Source organism: Bradyrhizobium agreste (genome assembly GCF_016031625.1).
GTDB classification, from domain to species: domain Bacteria; phylum Pseudomonadota; class Alphaproteobacteria; order Rhizobiales; family Xanthobacteraceae; genus Bradyrhizobium; species Bradyrhizobium agreste.
The window spans coordinates 93,026-108,784 of the sequence record NZ_JACCHP010000025.1 but is presented as its reverse complement, the minus strand read 5'-3'; the positions used below and the strand labels follow the sequence as shown (position 1 = coordinate 108,784).

17 protein-coding genes are annotated in these 15,759 nt (G+C 64.3%); 5 read left to right on the top strand and 12 right to left on the bottom strand.

Going from position 1 to position 15,759, the window contains the following annotated elements; genetic code table 11:
• Positions 1 to 89: 89 nt before the first annotated feature.
• Positions 90 to 695 (bottom strand): TetR/AcrR family transcriptional regulator, encoded by a 606-nt coding sequence (locus HZZ13_RS30035; protein WP_197963117.1) that lies wholly within the window; start codon positions 693 to 695, stop codon positions 90 to 92.
• Positions 696 to 829: 134 nt separating this feature from the next.
• Here HZZ13_RS30035 and HZZ13_RS30030 point away from each other — a divergent pair, with 134 nt between their 5' ends.
• A complete protein-coding gene (locus tag HZZ13_RS30030) occupies positions 830 to 1,228 on the top strand; it encodes a RidA family protein (RefSeq protein ID WP_197963116.1) in 399 nt (132 codons plus the stop codon).
• Between the two features lie 48 nt (positions 1,229 to 1,276).
• On the opposite strand, the gene HZZ13_RS30025 is transcribed toward HZZ13_RS30030, so the two are convergent.
• Positions 1,277 to 2,266 carry a tripartite tricarboxylate transporter substrate binding protein BugD gene (locus tag HZZ13_RS30025; RefSeq protein WP_197963115.1) on the bottom strand — a complete coding sequence of 330 codons (990 nt, stop codon included), beginning with the start codon at positions 2,264 to 2,266 and terminating at the stop codon, positions 1,277 to 1,279.
• Entirely contained in the window at positions 2,263 to 2,964 is a 702-nt protein-coding gene (gene purQ / locus HZZ13_RS30020; RefSeq protein ID WP_197963114.1) for a phosphoribosylformylglycinamidine synthase subunit PurQ, read from the bottom strand. The genes HZZ13_RS30025 and purQ overlap by 4 nt, the downstream gene beginning before the upstream one ends.
• 167 nt (positions 2,965 to 3,131) lie before the next feature.
• On the opposite strand from purQ, the gene HZZ13_RS30015 reads away from it, so the two are divergent.
• Positions 3,132 to 4,148, top strand: coding sequence for a magnesium and cobalt transport protein CorA (locus HZZ13_RS30015; RefSeq protein ID WP_197963113.1), 1,017 nt, complete (start codon positions 3,132 to 3,134; stop codon positions 4,146 to 4,148).
• A gap of 103 nt (positions 4,149 to 4,251) precedes the next feature.
• On the opposite strand, the gene purS is transcribed toward HZZ13_RS30015, so the two are convergent.
• A complete protein-coding gene (gene purS / locus HZZ13_RS30010; protein WP_028137374.1) occupies positions 4,252 to 4,494 on the bottom strand; it encodes a phosphoribosylformylglycinamidine synthase subunit PurS in 243 nt (80 codons plus the stop codon).
• Between the two features lie 14 nt (positions 4,495 to 4,508).
• A complete protein-coding gene (gene purC / locus HZZ13_RS30005; protein WP_172782948.1) occupies positions 4,509 to 5,276 on the bottom strand; it encodes a phosphoribosylaminoimidazolesuccinocarboxamide synthase in 768 nt (255 codons plus the stop codon).
• A 320-nt stretch (positions 5,277 to 5,596) separates the two neighbouring features.
• Here purC and HZZ13_RS30000 point away from each other — a divergent pair, with 320 nt between their 5' ends.
• Positions 5,597 to 5,920, top strand: a complete 324-nt coding sequence (locus HZZ13_RS30000) for a DUF1476 domain-containing protein (protein ID WP_197963112.1) — start codon at positions 5,597 to 5,599, stop codon at positions 5,918 to 5,920.
• Between the two features lie 99 nt (positions 5,921 to 6,019).
• Here the strand turns inward: HZZ13_RS30000 and cynS are convergent, their stop codons facing one another.
• From cynS to HZZ13_RS29980, 4 genes are all read right to left on the bottom strand, one after another.
• The gene (cynS, locus tag HZZ13_RS29995) at positions 6,020 to 6,508 is read right to left on the bottom strand and encodes a cyanase (protein ID WP_197963111.1); all 489 of its coding nucleotides are present in this window, start codon (positions 6,506 to 6,508) and stop codon (positions 6,020 to 6,022) included.
• 15 nt (positions 6,509 to 6,523) lie between these two features.
• Positions 6,524 to 7,447, bottom strand: a complete 924-nt coding sequence (locus tag HZZ13_RS29990; protein ID WP_197963110.1) for an ABC transporter ATP-binding protein — start codon at positions 7,445 to 7,447, stop codon at positions 6,524 to 6,526.
• Between the two features lie 5 nt (positions 7,448 to 7,452).
• Entirely contained in the window at positions 7,453 to 8,292 is an 840-nt protein-coding gene (gene ntrB, locus HZZ13_RS29985) for a nitrate ABC transporter permease (protein ID WP_197963109.1), read from the bottom strand.
• Positions 8,293 to 8,440: 148 nt separating this feature from the next.
• Positions 8,441 to 9,820 (bottom strand): CmpA/NrtA family ABC transporter substrate-binding protein, encoded by a 1,380-nt coding sequence (locus HZZ13_RS29980; RefSeq protein WP_197963108.1) that lies wholly within the window; start codon positions 9,818 to 9,820, stop codon positions 8,441 to 8,443.
• A 160-nt stretch (positions 9,821 to 9,980) separates the two neighbouring features.
• On the opposite strand from HZZ13_RS29980, the gene HZZ13_RS29975 reads away from it, so the two are divergent.
• Positions 9,981 to 11,915 carry a sigma 54-interacting transcriptional regulator gene (locus HZZ13_RS29975; protein WP_197963107.1) on the top strand — a complete coding sequence of 645 codons (1,935 nt, stop codon included), beginning with the start codon at positions 9,981 to 9,983 and terminating at the stop codon, positions 11,913 to 11,915.
• A 214-nt stretch (positions 11,916 to 12,129) separates the two neighbouring features.
• Here the strand turns inward: HZZ13_RS29975 and HZZ13_RS29970 are convergent, their stop codons facing one another.
• The 3 genes from HZZ13_RS29970 to HZZ13_RS29960 all read right to left on the bottom strand — a co-directional run bounded on the left by HZZ13_RS29970 (position 12,130) and on the right by HZZ13_RS29960 (position 14,783).
• The gene (locus tag HZZ13_RS29970) at positions 12,130 to 13,008 is read right to left on the bottom strand and encodes a sulfurtransferase (protein WP_197963106.1); all 879 of its coding nucleotides are present in this window, start codon (positions 13,006 to 13,008) and stop codon (positions 12,130 to 12,132) included.
• A 63-nt stretch (positions 13,009 to 13,071) separates the two neighbouring features.
• Positions 13,072 to 14,205: an acyl-CoA dehydrogenase family protein gene (locus HZZ13_RS29965; RefSeq protein WP_197963105.1), complete on the bottom strand. Its 1,134-nt coding sequence runs from the start codon at positions 14,203 to 14,205 to the stop codon at positions 13,072 to 13,074.
• Positions 14,206 to 14,240: 35 nt separating this feature from the next.
• Positions 14,241 to 14,783, bottom strand: a complete 543-nt coding sequence (locus tag HZZ13_RS29960; RefSeq protein WP_197963104.1) for an OsmC family protein — start codon at positions 14,781 to 14,783, stop codon at positions 14,241 to 14,243.
• Positions 14,784 to 15,029: 246 nt separating this feature from the next.
• On the opposite strand from HZZ13_RS29960, the gene HZZ13_RS29955 reads away from it, so the two are divergent.
• On the top strand, positions 15,030 to 15,677 hold the full coding sequence (locus HZZ13_RS29955) for a TetR/AcrR family transcriptional regulator (RefSeq protein WP_197963103.1): 648 nt from the start codon (positions 15,030 to 15,032) through the stop codon (positions 15,675 to 15,677).
• The last annotated feature ends 82 nt before the right edge of the window (positions 15,678 to 15,759 follow it).

Below are 15,759 nucleotides of genomic sequence, written 5' to 3'. Positions count from 1 at the left end.
TGAAACAACTTTGAGTTGCTTCAGCCGGCAGAAATCAGCGAACCGGAATCCGCGCCGTGATGGCGACGAGGAGTCAGTCGCCTCAAACGCTATGCAGGTTCACGAGCGTCGCGCAGCAATCCACTCGCCAGCTCTCGAAACGCGTCGACGGCCTTGTTCAGCACACTCTTGGGATCGTCGGCGGCCGCGACCCACAACGCGGCGCTGAGCGCAGCACCGTTCAGCAAGCGCCCCGCCGCTTCGACGTCGACCGGCTTCACGATTCCCTGCTCGATCAGCGCGCGGATCGTTCGCATGGTGATCTCGAGACAGGCGTTCTCGCCGGGCCATTTGGAGGGATCGCCGAGCACGGCAGGTCCATCCAGGAGCATGATGCGCTGGATCTCGGGATCGAGCGCCATTTCGATATAGGCGCTTCCCTCCGCGAGCAGGCCCAGCCACAGGCTGGGCGCCTGCTCTCGGGCGATGCGGAGCCGCTCCGCCATTTCGCCGTCGATCTGCTCGACGACGGCCCAGAGCAGCCCCTTCTTGTCTTCGAAGTTGTGATACAGCGCGCCCCGCGTCAGACCGACGGCGGCTGTGAGCTCGTCCATCGACGCGTCTGCATAGCCCTGCGTGGCAAATGCCTTGCGCGCGGCGCGGATGAGCTTGGCCCGATTTTCCGCCATGGCCGTAGCGCGCTTTCCCTTTGCCATGCCTGATCCTCTTGACATACGCCTCGTATGTGAATTACATCTCACATACGAAGCGTATCTGAACTTGCGGTGAAGCGCCACCCGTGAAGCGCCCACGTTTCTCCCACCCGTCCACCGATTGAAAGGCTCCTGCCATGTCCCAGCGAGAGGCAGTCTTCCCCGCGAACCGCCACGCGCTTTATCAAGTGCATCGCTATTCCGCGGCGATCCGCTCCGGTGACTTGCTGTTCGTGTCGGGACAGGTCGGCAGCCGCGAGGATGGCTCACCCGAGCCGGTGTTCGAGGACCAAGTCCGGCGTGCGTTCGCCAATTTGCGTGCCGTGCTCGCAGCGGCCGGATGCACATTGGACGATGTCGTCGACGTCACCACGTTCCACACCGATCCGGCGAGCCAGATCGAGACGGTGATGGCCGTTCGTACCGAGGAGATCGGCGGGCCGCCCTATCCGAACTGGACGGCCGTTGGCGTCAATTGGCTTGCGGGCTTCGACTTCGAGATCAAGGTCATCGCCCGCATTCCCGCGCTTCACTAAGCCGTCTGGGCAGCCATACGCCAGCCGCCAGCAGGCAACTCGGCCTGGCTACTTGTTGGCATGGTCTGCCAGCATCTTGCGGTACTTCTCGACGTCGCGCGTCACGAGCTTTTGCAGCACTTCGGGCGCGTGCTCGTCGCCATCGGGCGCGACGGTCGACAGGTCGGCGAAGCGCTTCTTCACCGCCTCGGTCTCCACGGCCGTGCGCGCCGCTGCATTCAGCTTGGCGATGACGGCCGGCGGCGTGCCCTTGGGCGCGAACAGGCCGTTCCAGCCCTGCGCCTCGAACTCGGGCAGGCCCGCTTCCGCCGAGGTGGGCAGGTCGGGCAACGTGGCGAGCCGCACGGTCGAGCCGACCACGAGGCCCTTCACCAGCTTCTCGTTGATCGCTTGCGAAACCGAGGCGGCCGCATCGCAGACGCCGTCGATCTGGCTGCCGACCGCGTCAGTCAGTGCCGGCGCGGCGCCGCGATAGCCGACCAGCGTCGCGTCGACGCCGGCGGCGGTGACGAAGCTCTTGCAGATCAGGTAGTTGGAGGAGCCGACGCCGGCATGGCCGAGATTGATCTTGCCCGGATTGGCCTTGGCATAGGCGATGAACTCTTTCAGGTCCTTCGCCGGAAAATCCTTGCGCAGCGCGATGATGCCGAACGTCTTCGCCACCATGGCGATCGGCACGAAGGAATCAGGCGTGAACGGCAATTTCGGATAGATAGTGTAGGTAGCGGCATTGGTGCCGGCATTGCCGATCGCAATCGTATAGCCATCGGGCTCGGCGCGGGAGGCGCGCGCCAGCGCAGTCGAGCCGCCGGCGCCGGCAACGTTCTCGATCACGATGGTCTGGCCGAGCGCAATCCCCATCTGCTCGGCCACCGCGCGAGCGATCACGTCCGAAGTGCCGCCGGCCGCGAACGGCACGATCATGGTGATGGGACGCTTGGGATAATCCTGCGCGAATGCGCAAGTCGCGACCGAAAATGTCGCGAACGCCAGCGCCGCGACCGCGGCGAGAGCACGTTTTACCACGAACGAGATCACGCGGCTTGCTCCAGATGCTGGGCGAGACCTGCGAACAGGCCGCGGCCATCGGTGCAGCCCATGATGTCTTCGACGTGGTTTTCCGGATGCGGCATCATGCCGAGCACGTTGCCTCTGTCGTTGACGATGCCGGCGATCGAATGCGCCGCACCGTTGATGTTGGCTGCCTCGTCGACCACCCCTTCTGCGGAGCAGTAGCGATAGAGCACCCGCCCCTCACCTTCGAGCCGCTTGATGGTCTCTTCGTCCGCCTCGTAATTGCCCTCGCCATGGGCGACCGGCACCCGGATCACCTGGCCGGCATTGTAGCCGCGCGTGAACGGCGTGTCGGAACGCTCGACACGCAGATGCACGTCGCGGCAGATGAATTTCAGCCGCGCATTGCGCATCAGCACGCCCGGCAAGAGGCCGGACTCGCAGAGGATCTGAAAACCGTTGCAGACGCCGAGCACGAGGCCGCCCTTGGCCGCATAGTCGCGCACCGCGTCCATGACAGGTGCGCGCGCCGCAATCGCGCCACAGCGCAGATAATCGCCATAGGAGAAGCCACCGGGCACGACCACGAGATCGGTGCCCGCAGGCAGCGAGGTCTCGGCGTGCCAGACCATCGCAGGCTCGCTGCCGGAGATCAGCCTCAACGCGCGCGCCATGTCGCGCTCACGGTTGATTCCGGGAAAGACGAGGATGGCGGCTTTCATGGCAGGGTTCCGACGCGGCTGGGAATCGAGGCTGGCCGACGGGCCAATTCGCGAACAGACATAACCATTTGACGGGGATTTTACCAGTGCTAGCGTGGCGGAGCGCCTTTGTGCACAGGCCATAGCCTCGCGATTTTAGGTCGCTCGATTCGCCCGGGATTGAAGCCATGAACGTCCCGTCGCTGCCCGCATCCCGCTCCGAACCGGTATCAGCCGAGGGCGTCGTCGCTGCCGGCGCTTATGTCGACGGCCGCAGGGTTGCCAATATCGCCATCAGCGAGGCCTCGAGCTGGCGAGCCAAGCCCGGCCATGTCGTGTGGATCGGGCTGCACGAGCCCGACATGGCGCTGCTCGGCGCGGTGCAGAAGCAGTTCGACCTGCACGACCTCGCGATCGAGGACGCCAACCACGCCCATCAGCGGCCGAAGATCGAGCAATATGGCGAGGCCCTGTTCATCGTCGCACGCACCGCGCAATTGATCGAGGGCCGCATCGCCTTCGGCGAGACCCACATCTTCATCGGCGAAGGCTATCTGGTCTCGGTGCGCCACGGCGCTTCGACTTCCTACACGCCGGTGCGCGAACGCTGCGAGAGCTGCCCGCGGGCGCTCGCGCGCGGCGAGGACTACATCCTCTATGCCATCCTCGATTTCATCGTCGACAATTATTCGCCGGTGCTGGAGAGCATCCACGAAGAGGTCGAGGCTATCGAGGACGACGTGCTCTCCAAGCCGATCAGCAAGGCGCAGATCGAGCGGCTCTACATGCTGCGCCGCGACCTGTTGCGGCTCAGGACTGCGATCGGCCCGCTGGTGGAGGTCTGCCGCCGGCTGGAGCATGACGAGCTGTCGATGGTGCGCAAGACCATGCAGCCGTTGTTCCGCGACGTCACCGACCACGTCCGCAACATCCAGGAGCGCATCGATTCCATGCGCGAGGTGCTGGCCTTCGCTTTCGAGGCGAGCCTTTTGGTCGGCCAGGCCCAGGAGACGGCGGTGTCCAAGAAGCTCGCGTCCTGGCTCGCCATCATCGCCATCCCGACCGCGCTCGCGGGCATCTACGGCATGAACTTCAAGCACATGCCGGAGCTGGAATGGGAGTACGGCTATTTCATGCTGCTCGGCGTGATGCTGACGGCCTGCGGCGCGCTGTACTGGCGCTTTCGGCGTGTCGGGTGGCTGTGAGTATGTTGTCTTGTAGCCCGGATGGAGCGAAGCGCAATCCGGGACAGTGCACCGCGGTTAGACCCGGATTTCGCTTCGCTCCATCCGGGCTACAAGGGCAGGTCTAGCTGAGCAGCTCGACCCGATAATTCTCGATCACGGTGTTCGCCAGCAGCTTGTCGGCGGCTTCCTTCAGCGCTGCTTCCGCCTTGGCCTTGTCGGCGCCGGCGAGCTCGATATCGAACACCTTGCCCTGGCGCACGCTGGCGACGCCATCGACGCCGAGCGACTTCAGCGCGCCTTCGATGGCCTTGCCTTGCGGATCGAGGATGCCCGTCTTCAGGGTAACGGTGACACGTGCCTTCACGTCGATGATCCTCTTCAGCTCTTCACCAGCACCGGGCCGGTGCCCTGGGGACGCTCGTTCTCCATGAGGATGCCGAGGCGCTTTGCGACTTCGGTATAGGCCTCCAGCAGGCCGCCGAGATCCCTGCGGAAACGATCCTTGTCGAGCTTCTCGTTCGACTTGATGTCCCACAGCCGGCAGCTGTCGGGCGAGATCTCGTCGGCGACAATGATGCGCATCATCTCGTTCTCGAACAGGCGCCCGCACTCCATCTTGAAGTCGACGAGGCGGATGCCGATGCCGAGGAAGAGGCCGGTGAGGAAGTCGTTGACGCGGATGGCGAGCGCCATGATGTCGTCGATCTCCTGCGGCGTCGCCCAGCCGAAGGCGGTGATGTGCTCTTCCGACACCATGGGGTCGTTGAGCTGGTCGTTCTTGTAGTAGAACTCGATGATCGAGCGCGGCAGCTGCGTGCCCTCCTCGATGCCGAGACGCTGCGACAGCGAGCCGGCGGCGACGTTCCGCACCACCACCTCCAGCGGCACGATCTCGACCTCGCGAATCAACTGCTCGCGCATATTGAGGCGGCGGATGAAATGAGTCGGCACCCCGATGTCGTTGAGGTGCTGAAACAGGTACTCCGAGATCCGGTTGTTGAGGACACCCTTGCCCTCGATCACCTGATGCTTTTTCGCATTGAACGCGGTGGCGTCATCCTTGAAGTGCTGGATCAGGGTACCGGGCTCGGGGCCTTCGTAAAGAACCTTTGCCTTGCCTTCATAAATGCGACGCCGACGGCTCATGGGGATGTACCGTGTTTTGTTGAAATCCATGAATTTGGTGTGCTCCGGTTGACTAGGATTACGACCCACAGCGGAGCTGCCGTGAACGGCCAGGAACCGATCCATAACCCTTTGGAAACAGAACGGGAACCAAGCCTTAGGCAACCTATCCGATTGGCTGTCCGAGCACAATCGATCCGGCCGTCCGGCACCAACTTATACCGTCTTGCCTGCGGCTTAACGGCCCGTTGTTTTGCCGATTCGTGCTATCTATCTAGGCATGCGCCGGGGCTCCCGCAACGAGGGAAGCCGGGTCCAGTCAGCAGGGAATTGGAAAAGGCATGAGCGAGTTCGACAAGCGCGAGGAAGGCTTCGAGAAGAAATTCGCCCTCGACGAGGAGCAGAAATTCAAGGCGGAGGCCCGCCGCAACCGGCTGCTCGGCCTGTGGGCAGCCGAAAAGCTCGGCATCACCGGCGACGCCGCCACGGCCTATGCCAAGGAGGTGGTCGCGGCCGATTTCGAGGAGGCCGGCGATGCCGACGTCCTGCGCAAGCTGTCGGCCGATTTCGCCGCCAAGAACGTTAACGTCACCGAGCAGGCGATTCGCGCCAAGATGAGCGAGTTGCTGGCGGTGGCCGCCGCCGAGGTGAAGGCGGGGAAGTGACACGAAGTGTCATTCCGGGGCGGTCCGTAGGACCGAACCCGGAATCTCGAGATTCCGGGTTCGATGCTTTGCATCGCCCCGGAATGACAGAGGTCTAGATCACCCCTCCTTGAAGCCATACTCCGGCACGTTGCCACTGGCGCCGTAATATTTGTACGGCAGGAACTTGCCGCTCATCGTGATCTTGACGCGGTCGCCCTTCGGATTGGCGACACGTTCGAGCGCCATGTCGAAATCGATCGCCGACATGATGCCGTCGCCGAACTCCTCCTCGATCAGCGCCTTCCAGGCCGGGCCGTTCACCATCACCATCTCGTAGAAGCGGTAGATCAGCGGGTCGGTCGGCGGCATCGGCGTGCCGGTGCCGCGCATCGGCACCTCGTTGAGCATGGCCACTTCCGCCTTCGACAGGCCGAACAGCTCGCCGGCGTTCGCGGCCTGCGGCTTGGTCAGTTTCATCTGGCCGAGGATCGCGCCGACGATCAGCACTTCGGAATAGCCGCCGATCTGCTCGCAGATGTGTTTCCAGCTCCAGCCTTTCTCGCGCTTGATGTCGAGCAGTTTTTCGGTGAGGTCTTCGCGCTTCATGTTGGCGTCTCCTTGTTAGGCACTCAGTCCGGGACTTGTCCCCGGCATCCAGGTCTGTCGTGGCTCTTCGCCGGTCGACGCGATTGTCAGCCCGGGCTTGCCGATCTGCACCACCGGCACGTTGCGCGGATCGTGATCCGGCGTTTCCGCGACGAAGGTCTTGCTGCGCGTCACCAGGAAATCGATGATGTGGTTGCGCAGCGCGTAGTACAGCGGATGGCGGTGCAGATCGGTGCGGCCGCGATCGCGCGGCAGCGGGTTCTCGACCACCTCCGCCAGCACCGCGCCGGGACCGTTGGTCATCAGAAAGATCTTGTCGGCGAGATAGATCGCCTCGTCGACGTCGTGGGTGATCATGAACGCGGTCTGCCCGGTCTCCAGGCAAATCCGCCGCACCTCGTCCTGCAGCGTGCCGCGCGTCAGCGCGTCCAGCGCCGAGAACGGCTCGTCCATCAGCATCATCTTCGGCGTGATCGACAGCGCCCGCGCGATGCCGACGCGCTGCTTCATGCCGCCCGACAGCTCCGACGGGCGCTTGTGCTCGGAGCCGGACAGGCCGACCAGATCGATGAATTGTTGCGCATGCGCCTTGATCTTGGCGCGGTCCCAGCTGCGCCATTTCGAGCTCACGGCATAGGCGACGTTGCCGAGCACCGTGCGCCAGGGCAGCAGCGCGTGGCTCTGGAAGATCACGGCGCGGTCGAGGCTGGTGCCCGAGATCGCCTGCCCGTCGACGATCACGGCGCCCTCGCTCGGCGCATCGAGCCCGGCGAGGATGTTGAGCACCGTGGTCTTGCCGCAGCCGGAATGGCCGATCACGCAAGCGAACTCGCCGCGCGCCATCGACAGCCAGAGGTTCTCGAAGATGGTGGTCGTGACGCCTCCCGCGCCAGGATAGCGCTTGGCGATGCCTTCGATCGAGATGAACTTGTCGGTCATCGCCTCTACTCCGGAAACGTGACCATGCGCGTGAAGCGCGCGAGGATCTGGTCGAGCAGCATGCCGACGATGCCGATCAGGAGGATCGCGATGATGACGTTGGTGATCGACAGATTATTCCACTCGTTCCAGACGAAATAGCCGATGCCGGTGCCGCCGACGAGCATCTCCGCTGCGACGATGACGAGCCAGGCGATGCCGATCGAGATGCGCATGCCGGTCAAAATCGTCGGCGCTGCCGCCGGCAGGATCACGGTGAAGGCGCGCCTGATAGTGCCGACTTCCAGCGTCCGCGCCACGTTGATCCATTCCTTGCGCACGGTCGCGACGCCGAACACCGTGTTGAGCAGCATCGGCCAGATCGAGCAGATGAAGATGACGAAGATGGCCGAGACCGAGGAATCCTTGATGGTGTAGAGCGCGAGCGGCATCCAGGCCAGCGGCGAGATCGGCTTCAAGACCTGGATGAACGGATCGAGTGCCTTGCTCAGCAGCGGCGACATCCCGATCAGGAAGCCGAGCGGGATCGCGACCAGCACGGCGAGCAGATAGCCGGTGCCGACACGCGCGATGGAATAGCCGAGCTGGATGCCGAGCCCCTTGTCGTTCGGCCCGTTGTCGTAGAACGGCCGCTTCAGATGCTCCCAGAGTTTTGCGCCGACATCGAGCGGCCCAGGCATCGCCGATTTGCCCTGCGTCGCCGTGAGGCCCATCAGCTTGGCGTATTCCGGGCTCATCGTCGTCACCGGCGCGGTGGAGCGCGTGGCGAGATGCCAGATACCGAGAAACGCAGCGAGCAGCACGATGGAGACGAGGCCGGCGCGAAGGCGGAGGGAGGATGTCATATTGCCCCCTCTCGTGTCCCGGGCGCGGCGCAGCACGAAGTGATGCGCCGCAGAACCGGGACCCATGGGGCCTGACTGGGTCCCGGCTCAGCGAAGCAGCACTGCGTGCTGCATCGCGTCCGGGACACGAAAGCGGCGGCAGCGCCCATCACGACGCCTTCCTGATCTTGAAGCTCGCCAGATAATCCTCCGGCTTGGCCGGATCGAAATTCTTGCCCATCACCGCGAACGACTTGTACGCACTCGCCGGCGGGGTGAGTCCCATCTCGGTCATCAGCTTCTTGGTATCTGTCGCCAGATACACCTGCTCGGCCACCGCCTTGTAATCGACGTCGCCCTTGATCTGACCCCAGCGCTTCATCTGCGTCAGCATCCACACCGCGAAAGACTGCCAGGGGAACGGATCGAAATCGACGCGCTTGGGATCGGTCTTCACCCCGCCGAGGCCGTTGGCATAGGTGCCGGTGAGGACCTGCTCCAGCACGGTAACAGGCGCGTTGATGTAGTTCGCCGGCGCGATGGCTTCGGCGATCTGCTTGCGGTTCTCGGCCTTGGAGGCATAGGCGGTGGCATCGACGATCGCCCGCGTCAGCGCCGCAAAACTGTTCGGCGCCGATGTGATGAACTCGCGGCTCGCAGCAAAGCTGCAGCAGGGATGGCCGTCCCAGATCTCCTTGGAGAGCAGGTGCATGAAGCCGACGCCGTCATAGATCGCGCGCTGGCAGATGTTGTCGGGCGCGAGGAAGCCGTCGATGTTGTCGGCGCGCAGATTCGCGACCATCTCCGGCGGCGGCACCGAGCGCAGCTGCACGTCGGTGTCGGGATCGAGACCGGCTTCCGCGAGGTAATAGCGCAAGAGATAATTGTGCATGGAATAGTCGAAGGGAATGGCGAATTTCAGACCCTTCCAGTCCTTCGGGTCGCGCTTGTCCTTGTGCTTGGTCGCCAGCACTATGCCTTGCCCGTTGATGTTCTCGATCGCGGGCACCGCGAAGGGAATGGCGTTGGCGCCAAGGCCGAGCGAGATCGCGATCGGCATCGGCGCCAGCATGTGCGCGGCGTCGTATTCCTTGTTGATGGTCTTGTCGCGGATCACGGCCCAACCAGCGGTCTTCACCACTTCGACGTTGAGGCCGTGCTTGGCGTAGAAGCCCATCGGCGCTGCCATGATGATGGGCGTCGCGCAGGTGATCGGGATGAAGCCGACCTTGAGGTCCTTCTTCTCGGGCGTGCCGGCTTGCGCGAACACCTCGGTCGCCGTCTTCAGCGGGAAGAATTGCGACAGCGCGGCAAGCGCGGTCGATGCGCCGACCGACTTCAGGAAGGCACGCCGCGCCACGTCCTGCGGAAACATCGCCCGCATCACGGCGGAGGCGACCACGCCCTCGTAACGCGTCTCTTCGCTTGCGACCGGCTCGCAATGCAGCGCCGTCGCCTGCTCGTGCTCCGCTGCGGAACGATGCTGGCCGCAAACACAGCCGGCTCGAAGCTTGCGGTCGGGATCAAACGGATTGTCGAACGTGGACATCGGCCCTCCTGCGCGTCATTGCGAGGAGCAATTACGCAAGGAGCATGCCACCGACTGTTGAGCGCACATTGCCTTGATGACGCAGCACTTTCACCGGCGCTTGGCCGCTACGAAAACTCGTGATAAACGAGATCTCGTAGTTCAATTACGAGATTTCGCAATGGCAACGGCGCCAATGCCCGTCCACGACGATGTGGCCCCCGTCATCGACCCACGCATCGCGGCCTTCGAATCCTCGGTCGAGGCGATGCTGGTGGTCGATCCCTATGCCGACCAGATCGTCGATGCCAATCCCGCCGCCTGCACCCTGCTCGGCTACGACCGAGCCCTGCTGCGGCAGACCAGGGCCAGCACGCTCCACGCCGGCGAGCTTGCCGCCCTCACCGTCTTCACCCAGGCCGTGCTGCACAAGGGCGCCTACTGGACCACGGCGCTCACCCCCCGCCACGCGACCGGGCAAGACCTCAAGCTCGAATATGCCGGCTGCCTGCTGCCGCATGACGGCCGTACGCTGCTGCTGCTGACGCTGACCGATCTCGAAGCCCGCCGCCGGCGCAATGTCGATGCCGCCGCCGAAGACCATATGCGCGGCGGCATCTCCACCTGGCAGCGGGTCGAGCGCGTGTTCCAGGACATCGAGCGCGAGAACCAGTTGATCCTGCGCGCCGCCGGCGAAGGCATCTATGGCGTCAACGCCGAAGGCAAGACCACCTTCGTCAATCCCGCGGCCGAGCGCATGCTGGGCTGGACCGCCGAGGAGCTGGTCGGCAAGGAGATCCACCCGATCGTCCACCACACCCACCACGACGGCCGCCACTATCACAACCACGACTGCCCGATCTATGCGGCGTTCCGCGACGGCGCCGTGCACCAGGTCGACGGCGAGGTGTTTTGGCGCAAGGACGGCTCGCCCGCCTGGGTCGAGTACACCTCGACGCCGATCCGCGACCGCGGCGTCGTGGTCGGCGCCGTCGTGGTGTTTCGCGACGTCAGCCAGCGCCGCGAGGCCGACGAGAAGCTGCACGCGGCTCTTGCCGAGGTCGACCGCCTGCGCGAGCGGCTCGAGCTGGAGAACGCCTATCTCCAGGAGGAAATCCGCATCGAGACCAATCCGCGCGGCATCATCGGCGGAAGCGAGGCGATCCAGAAGACGCTGCGCCAGGTCAAGCTGGTGGCGCCGACCACCGCGGCGGTGATGATCACCGGCGAATCCGGCACCGGCAAGGAGCTGATCGCGCGCGCCATCCACGAGGATTCCACCCGCAGCGACCGGCCGCTGATCCGCGTCAACTGCGCCGCGATCCCGCGCGAATTGTTCGAGAGCGAGTTCTTCGGCCATGTCCGCGGCGCCTTCACCGGCGCAACGCGCGACCGCATCGGCCGCTTCGAGCTCGCCGATGGCGGCACGCTGTTCCTCGACGAAGTCGGCGAGATCCCGCTCGAGCTGCAAGGCAAGCTGCTGCGCGTGTTGCAAGAAGGCCATTTCGAGCGTGTCGGTGAAGCGCGCACCCGGGCGGTCGACGTTCGCGTCATCGCCGCGACCAATCGCGATCTCAAGCAGGAGGTCCAGCGCGGTCGCTTTCGCGAGGACCTCTATTTCCGCCTCAACGTGTTTCCGATCGAGACCGTTCCCTTGCGCGAGCGGCGCGAGGACATTCCCCTGCTGGCCCAGCATTTCCTGACGCGCGAGAGCAAGGCGCTGAAATCGAATTTGCGCCTGTCGGAGGGCGATGCGCGGCGGCTGACCCGCTACGACTGGCCCGGCAATGTCCGCGAACTACAGAACGTGATCGAGCGCGCTGCGATCCTGTCGCAGAACGGCCGCCTGCGCATCGATCTGCCGGATACTTCAGGCGCACAAGCGCCTGGCGGCGCCGCCCGTCAGAAGGCCGACGCGCGGCCTGCGATCATGACGTCATCCGAAATGCGCGACCATGAGCGCGCCAACATCCTCGCCGCGCTCGAGGCCTGCGCCGGAAAAGTCTTCGGCCCCGGCGGCGCCGCCGAGATGCTCGACATCAAGCCGACCACGCTGGCCTCGCGGATCAAGGCGCTGGGAATTGCCCCTCGTCGGCGAGTGGGCGTGAACGGCTAGGATCGGATGCGGTCGGGATTCCGGGTGCTCCACCTCTCCCCGGCGGGGAGAGGTCGGATTGCATCTGGCGATGCGAAGCATCGTCCAGCGCAATCCGGATGAGGGGCCGCAGCACTCGGTGAGTCCGTAACCCCTCACCCGGATCGCATCTTCGATGCGATCCGACCTCTCCCTGCGGGAGAGGTGGACCGAGTTCTGCGGCCACGGCGCGCGCTCACGCCGCCTTTGTTGTGACGCCCGTCGCAACCGGCAGGCCCTGCTCGATCGGCAGCGACGGATCGCGCGACCATTCGTTCCAGGAGCCGAAGTACATCCGCACGTCCTTTACGCCGGCGTTCTTCAGAGCCAGGAACGTGTTCGAAGCGCGCGCGCCCTTGAAGCAGTAGAGATAGACCGGCGTCGTCTGCGAGATGCCGACGGTGGCGCATTCGGCCAGAATCTCGTCCTTGGACTTGAAGCGCGGGCCTTCGGCGGTCGGCTTCATCATCCGATACCATTCCAACCACACGGCGCCCGGAATGCGGCCCTTGCGCGGGCAGAAATCCTTGCCGTACGGGGACGAGCTGTCGCCGATCCACTCGTCGACGTCGCGGACGTCGAGGATCGCGATGCCGGGCTTGCCGACGGCGGCGAGCATGGTCTTGGCATCGATCAGGATTTCGCCCGCTTCCGGCACGATCGGGAACGAAGCTGCAGCCGGGGTCGGCACGTCCTGGGTCACCGGCAAGCCCGCGGCCGACCAGGCGTCGAAGCCGCCATGCAGCACCTTCACCTTGGGATAGCCGAGCATGGTGAGCAGGTAATAGCCGCGGCAGGACTGGCCGAAGCCGGAATTCATCGATTGCTCGTAGACCACCGCGGTCTCCTTGCCCGAAACGCCGGCAGCGCCAAACGCATCGGCGAATTTGGTCTTGAGCTCGGCCATGCCTTCCGGCGTCGAGGTTGCCAGGAACGTAAAGATCTCGTGCACGTTCACGGCGCCCGGCAGGTGCCCGGCCGCGTAAGCATCGGGATTGCGGGTGTCGATCACGACACACGGCTCTAGCTTCAAGAGGTCGGCGAGTTCGACGGCAGTGATCAGAACGTCAGTCATGGCAGCCTCTCCGTTGAGGTTGGTGGGTCTTCGGGTGGACTCGTGAACTCAAGAACTTGGAACTCAGAAATCGGCGAGCATCTTGCGCAGCTGCTTGGTGGCCGGCGTGACGATCGCGACGAAATAGGCCTCGCGCAGGCGTCGCTGCGCGCGGTGACTCCTAAGATAGCCGCGGGCGCCACAATGCAGCATCGCCGCATGCGCCGCCGCGACGCTGGCCTCGCCGGCGCGAAGCCGCAGCGCGATCACCTTGCGCCAGTAGGTCTCCTCCTCGTTGTAGGGATCGCGCGCCAGCGCCATGGTCTCGGCCTCGAGCTCGGCGGCGAGATCGCGAAAGTGCACCGGCTGCTGCGGCAAATAGCGGTTGATATGGCCGAGGGGATTGTCGACCTCGTCCATGATGTTGATGCAATCCTTGATCACCCCGAGCGCCAGGCCGGCCTGAAGCAGGATGAAGCCGGCACGGATCTTCTTGACGAAGGGCCCGGCGGGATCGGCCAGGATCAGCTCGTCCGGCACGAACACATCGCGGAACTGCACGCCATAAGTGCCGGTGCCGTCCATCGCGAGGAACGGCTTGCAGGGCGTCAGCGTGATCGCGGGGTCGGAGCAATCGGCCAGGAACATCACAGTGGCGGGCTCGCCACTTGCGATGCCCGGCTCGTCCTCGCGCTCGAAAATCGTACCGAAGAAATGGTCGGGACCGAGATTGGACACCCAGGGCAGCGCGCCGCGCACGATATAGCCGCCCTCGACCTTGCGCCCCTTCAGCTTGAGCTTCTCGATGCCGAAGAAGCTCTTCATGGGATTGGAGAGCCCGGTGCCGCCGAGCACGCGGCCGGTCGAGAACGCATCGCCGAAGCGCTTTGCGAGCTTCACATTGGTGGAATTCGCCGCGTACCAGACCAGCGTGTTCTGGCACCAGGCCATGAAGGCCGTCGCCCCGCAGACCTCGCCGATCGCCGCCATCGCCTGGATCGCGCAGCGCAGATCGGCGGGGCCTTCGTGCGGCACGTGGCTGCCCCACGCCCCGACCGCGCCGAACTTGCGCAGCACCTCGGCCGGATAGACCGAACCGTCGTCGATGCCGGCGGCCAACGGCGCGAGCTCTTGGCGCGCGATCCGCGCCACCTCGCCCGCAATGGACGGTGCGGGCTGATCCAGAACGTCGGCCTGCGATAAAGCCAGTGAACCCATGATCGTCTCCCGCACCCTGTCCTGATTGCCGTCTGCTAGATGCCGACCTCGAGATTGACCGGCCGGGTGAAGGTGTTGGCCACCGGCGACCACTTCTTCACATGGGCGACCAGCGCGTTGATCTCGTCCGGCGAGATGCCCTCGCATTCCATGTCGACCTTGACGCGGACATCGGTGAAGCCGACCGGCTTGTCGGAGGTGTCGCCGGTGCCCCAGACCGCGGTGATGTTGAGATCGCCTTCGAGCTCGAGCTCGAGCTTGTTGACGATCCAGCCGCGATGCACGGCGTTGGCATGCAGGCCGACGGCGAGGCAGGAGCCGAGCGCGGCGAGCGAGGCTTCGGACGGGTTGGGCGCGGTGTCGTCGCCCAAGAGAACCGGCGGCTCGTCGACGATGTAGGGCGGCAGGTTGCGGATGTAGTTGGCGTGGCGGAACTTGCCCTCCGCGACCGTCTTGCACTTCAAGGTCTTGATGACCTTCGGATTTGCCTTGCCGTTGGCAATCAGTTGCTCGAGCCCGTTCTTGTCGATGGGCGCGAGGCACCCCGTCAGCACTGTCTTCTGAACGACGGCAGTCATCAGTCTTCTCCCTGGCAGAAGTGGAAATCGGCAGGATACCGAACGGTCTGTTTCCTTGCATGGAGCGTGCCAGAGCCCGCGAAAAACAAAACGCGAAGCTTTGGAGCCGCTTAAGCCTTCCTGCCTGCGGATTGATCAGCCGCTCCTTGCTCAAAGGCGGAGCAGATGCGTGAGCGGATGCGAATCTTTTCAGCGCCGGACAGATGCGGCTTGCTGATGCGATGGAGCTGCGATTAAGTTGCAGCTATGGCAAAGACGTCATCGAAGAAGAATTCGCCCCACGCCGCTGCCGGCGACGACGAATCCGCACGCGGTCGCCTCTTGAGCGCGGCGACGCATCTGTTCTGCAAGAACGGCATCAACGCCACCGGCATCGACGCGATCATCGAGGAGGCCGGCACCGCCAAGACCACGCTCTACAAATTGTTCGGCTCCAAGACCAACCTCGTCAACGCCGTGCTGGAGAGCGAAGGCAAGCAATGGCGCGAATGGTTCATCGGCGCCATGGAGCAAGGCGGCGGCGACGCACAAGCGAAACTAACGCGCATCTTCCCCGCGCTGAAGAGCTGGTTCGCCGAAGAGCGCTTCTACGGTTGCCCCTTCATCAACGCCGTCGGCGAGCACGACAAGGATGCGAAACAATTTCGCAACATCGCGCTGAAGCACAAGAAGATCGTGCTCGGCCACATCGAGAAGCTCGCCGGCGAGCTCGGCTCAGCCGAGCCCGCAGTGCTGGCGCACCAGCTCGGCCTCATCATCGACGGCGCCATCGTCGCCGCGATGATCTCGCGCGACCCGGGCGTGGCCGATACCGCGGCCCTCACCGCAGGCGCCCTGCTCGGCCAGGCCAAGGCGAAGAAGAAGCGCGCGGCAGAGCAGTTGGAAGCGGTGTGATCTCGCCGCGATCTCGTAGATTGGGCAAAGGCGCAAAGCGCCGTGCCTTCCTATCCAGTGATCGACATCGTGGGCACGCTGC

Excerpts from the sequence above, each read along its gene's own strand:
- HZZ13_RS30035 (WP_197963117.1), bottom strand. The coding sequence starts at position 695 with ATGGCAAAGGGAAAGCGCGCTACGGCCATGGCGGAAAATCGGGCCAAG.
- HZZ13_RS30030 (WP_197963116.1), top strand. The coding sequence starts at position 830 with ATGTCCCAGCGAGAGGCAGTCTTCCCCGCGAACCGCCACGCGCTTTAT.
- purQ (WP_197963114.1), bottom strand. The coding sequence starts at position 2,964 with ATGAAAGCCGCCATCCTCGTCTTTCCCGGAATCAACCGTGAGCGCGAC.
- HZZ13_RS30015 (WP_197963113.1), top strand. The coding sequence starts at position 3,132 with ATGAACGTCCCGTCGCTGCCCGCATCCCGCTCCGAACCGGTATCAGCC.
- purC (WP_172782948.1), bottom strand. The coding sequence starts at position 5,276 with ATGAGCCGTCGGCGTCGCATTTATGAAGGCAAGGCAAAGGTTCTTTAC.
- HZZ13_RS30000 (WP_197963112.1), top strand. The coding sequence starts at position 5,597 with ATGAGCGAGTTCGACAAGCGCGAGGAAGGCTTCGAGAAGAAATTCGCC.
- cynS (WP_197963111.1), bottom strand. The coding sequence starts at position 6,508 with ATGAAGCGCGAAGACCTCACCGAAAAACTGCTCGACATCAAGCGCGAG.
- HZZ13_RS29990 (WP_197963110.1), bottom strand. The coding sequence starts at position 7,447 with ATGACCGACAAGTTCATCTCGATCGAAGGCATCGCCAAGCGCTATCCT.
- ntrB (WP_197963109.1), bottom strand. The coding sequence starts at position 8,292 with ATGACATCCTCCCTCCGCCTTCGCGCCGGCCTCGTCTCCATCGTGCTG.
- HZZ13_RS29980 (WP_197963108.1), bottom strand. The coding sequence starts at position 9,820 with ATGTCCACGTTCGACAATCCGTTTGATCCCGACCGCAAGCTTCGAGCC.
- HZZ13_RS29975 (WP_197963107.1), top strand. The coding sequence starts at position 9,981 with ATGGCAACGGCGCCAATGCCCGTCCACGACGATGTGGCCCCCGTCATC.
- HZZ13_RS29970 (WP_197963106.1), bottom strand. The coding sequence starts at position 13,008 with ATGACTGACGTTCTGATCACTGCCGTCGAACTCGCCGACCTCTTGAAG.
- HZZ13_RS29965 (WP_197963105.1), bottom strand. The coding sequence starts at position 14,205 with ATGGGTTCACTGGCTTTATCGCAGGCCGACGTTCTGGATCAGCCCGCA.
- HZZ13_RS29960 (WP_197963104.1), bottom strand. The coding sequence starts at position 14,783 with ATGACTGCCGTCGTTCAGAAGACAGTGCTGACGGGGTGCCTCGCGCCC.
- HZZ13_RS29955 (WP_197963103.1), top strand. The coding sequence starts at position 15,030 with ATGGCAAAGACGTCATCGAAGAAGAATTCGCCCCACGCCGCTGCCGGC.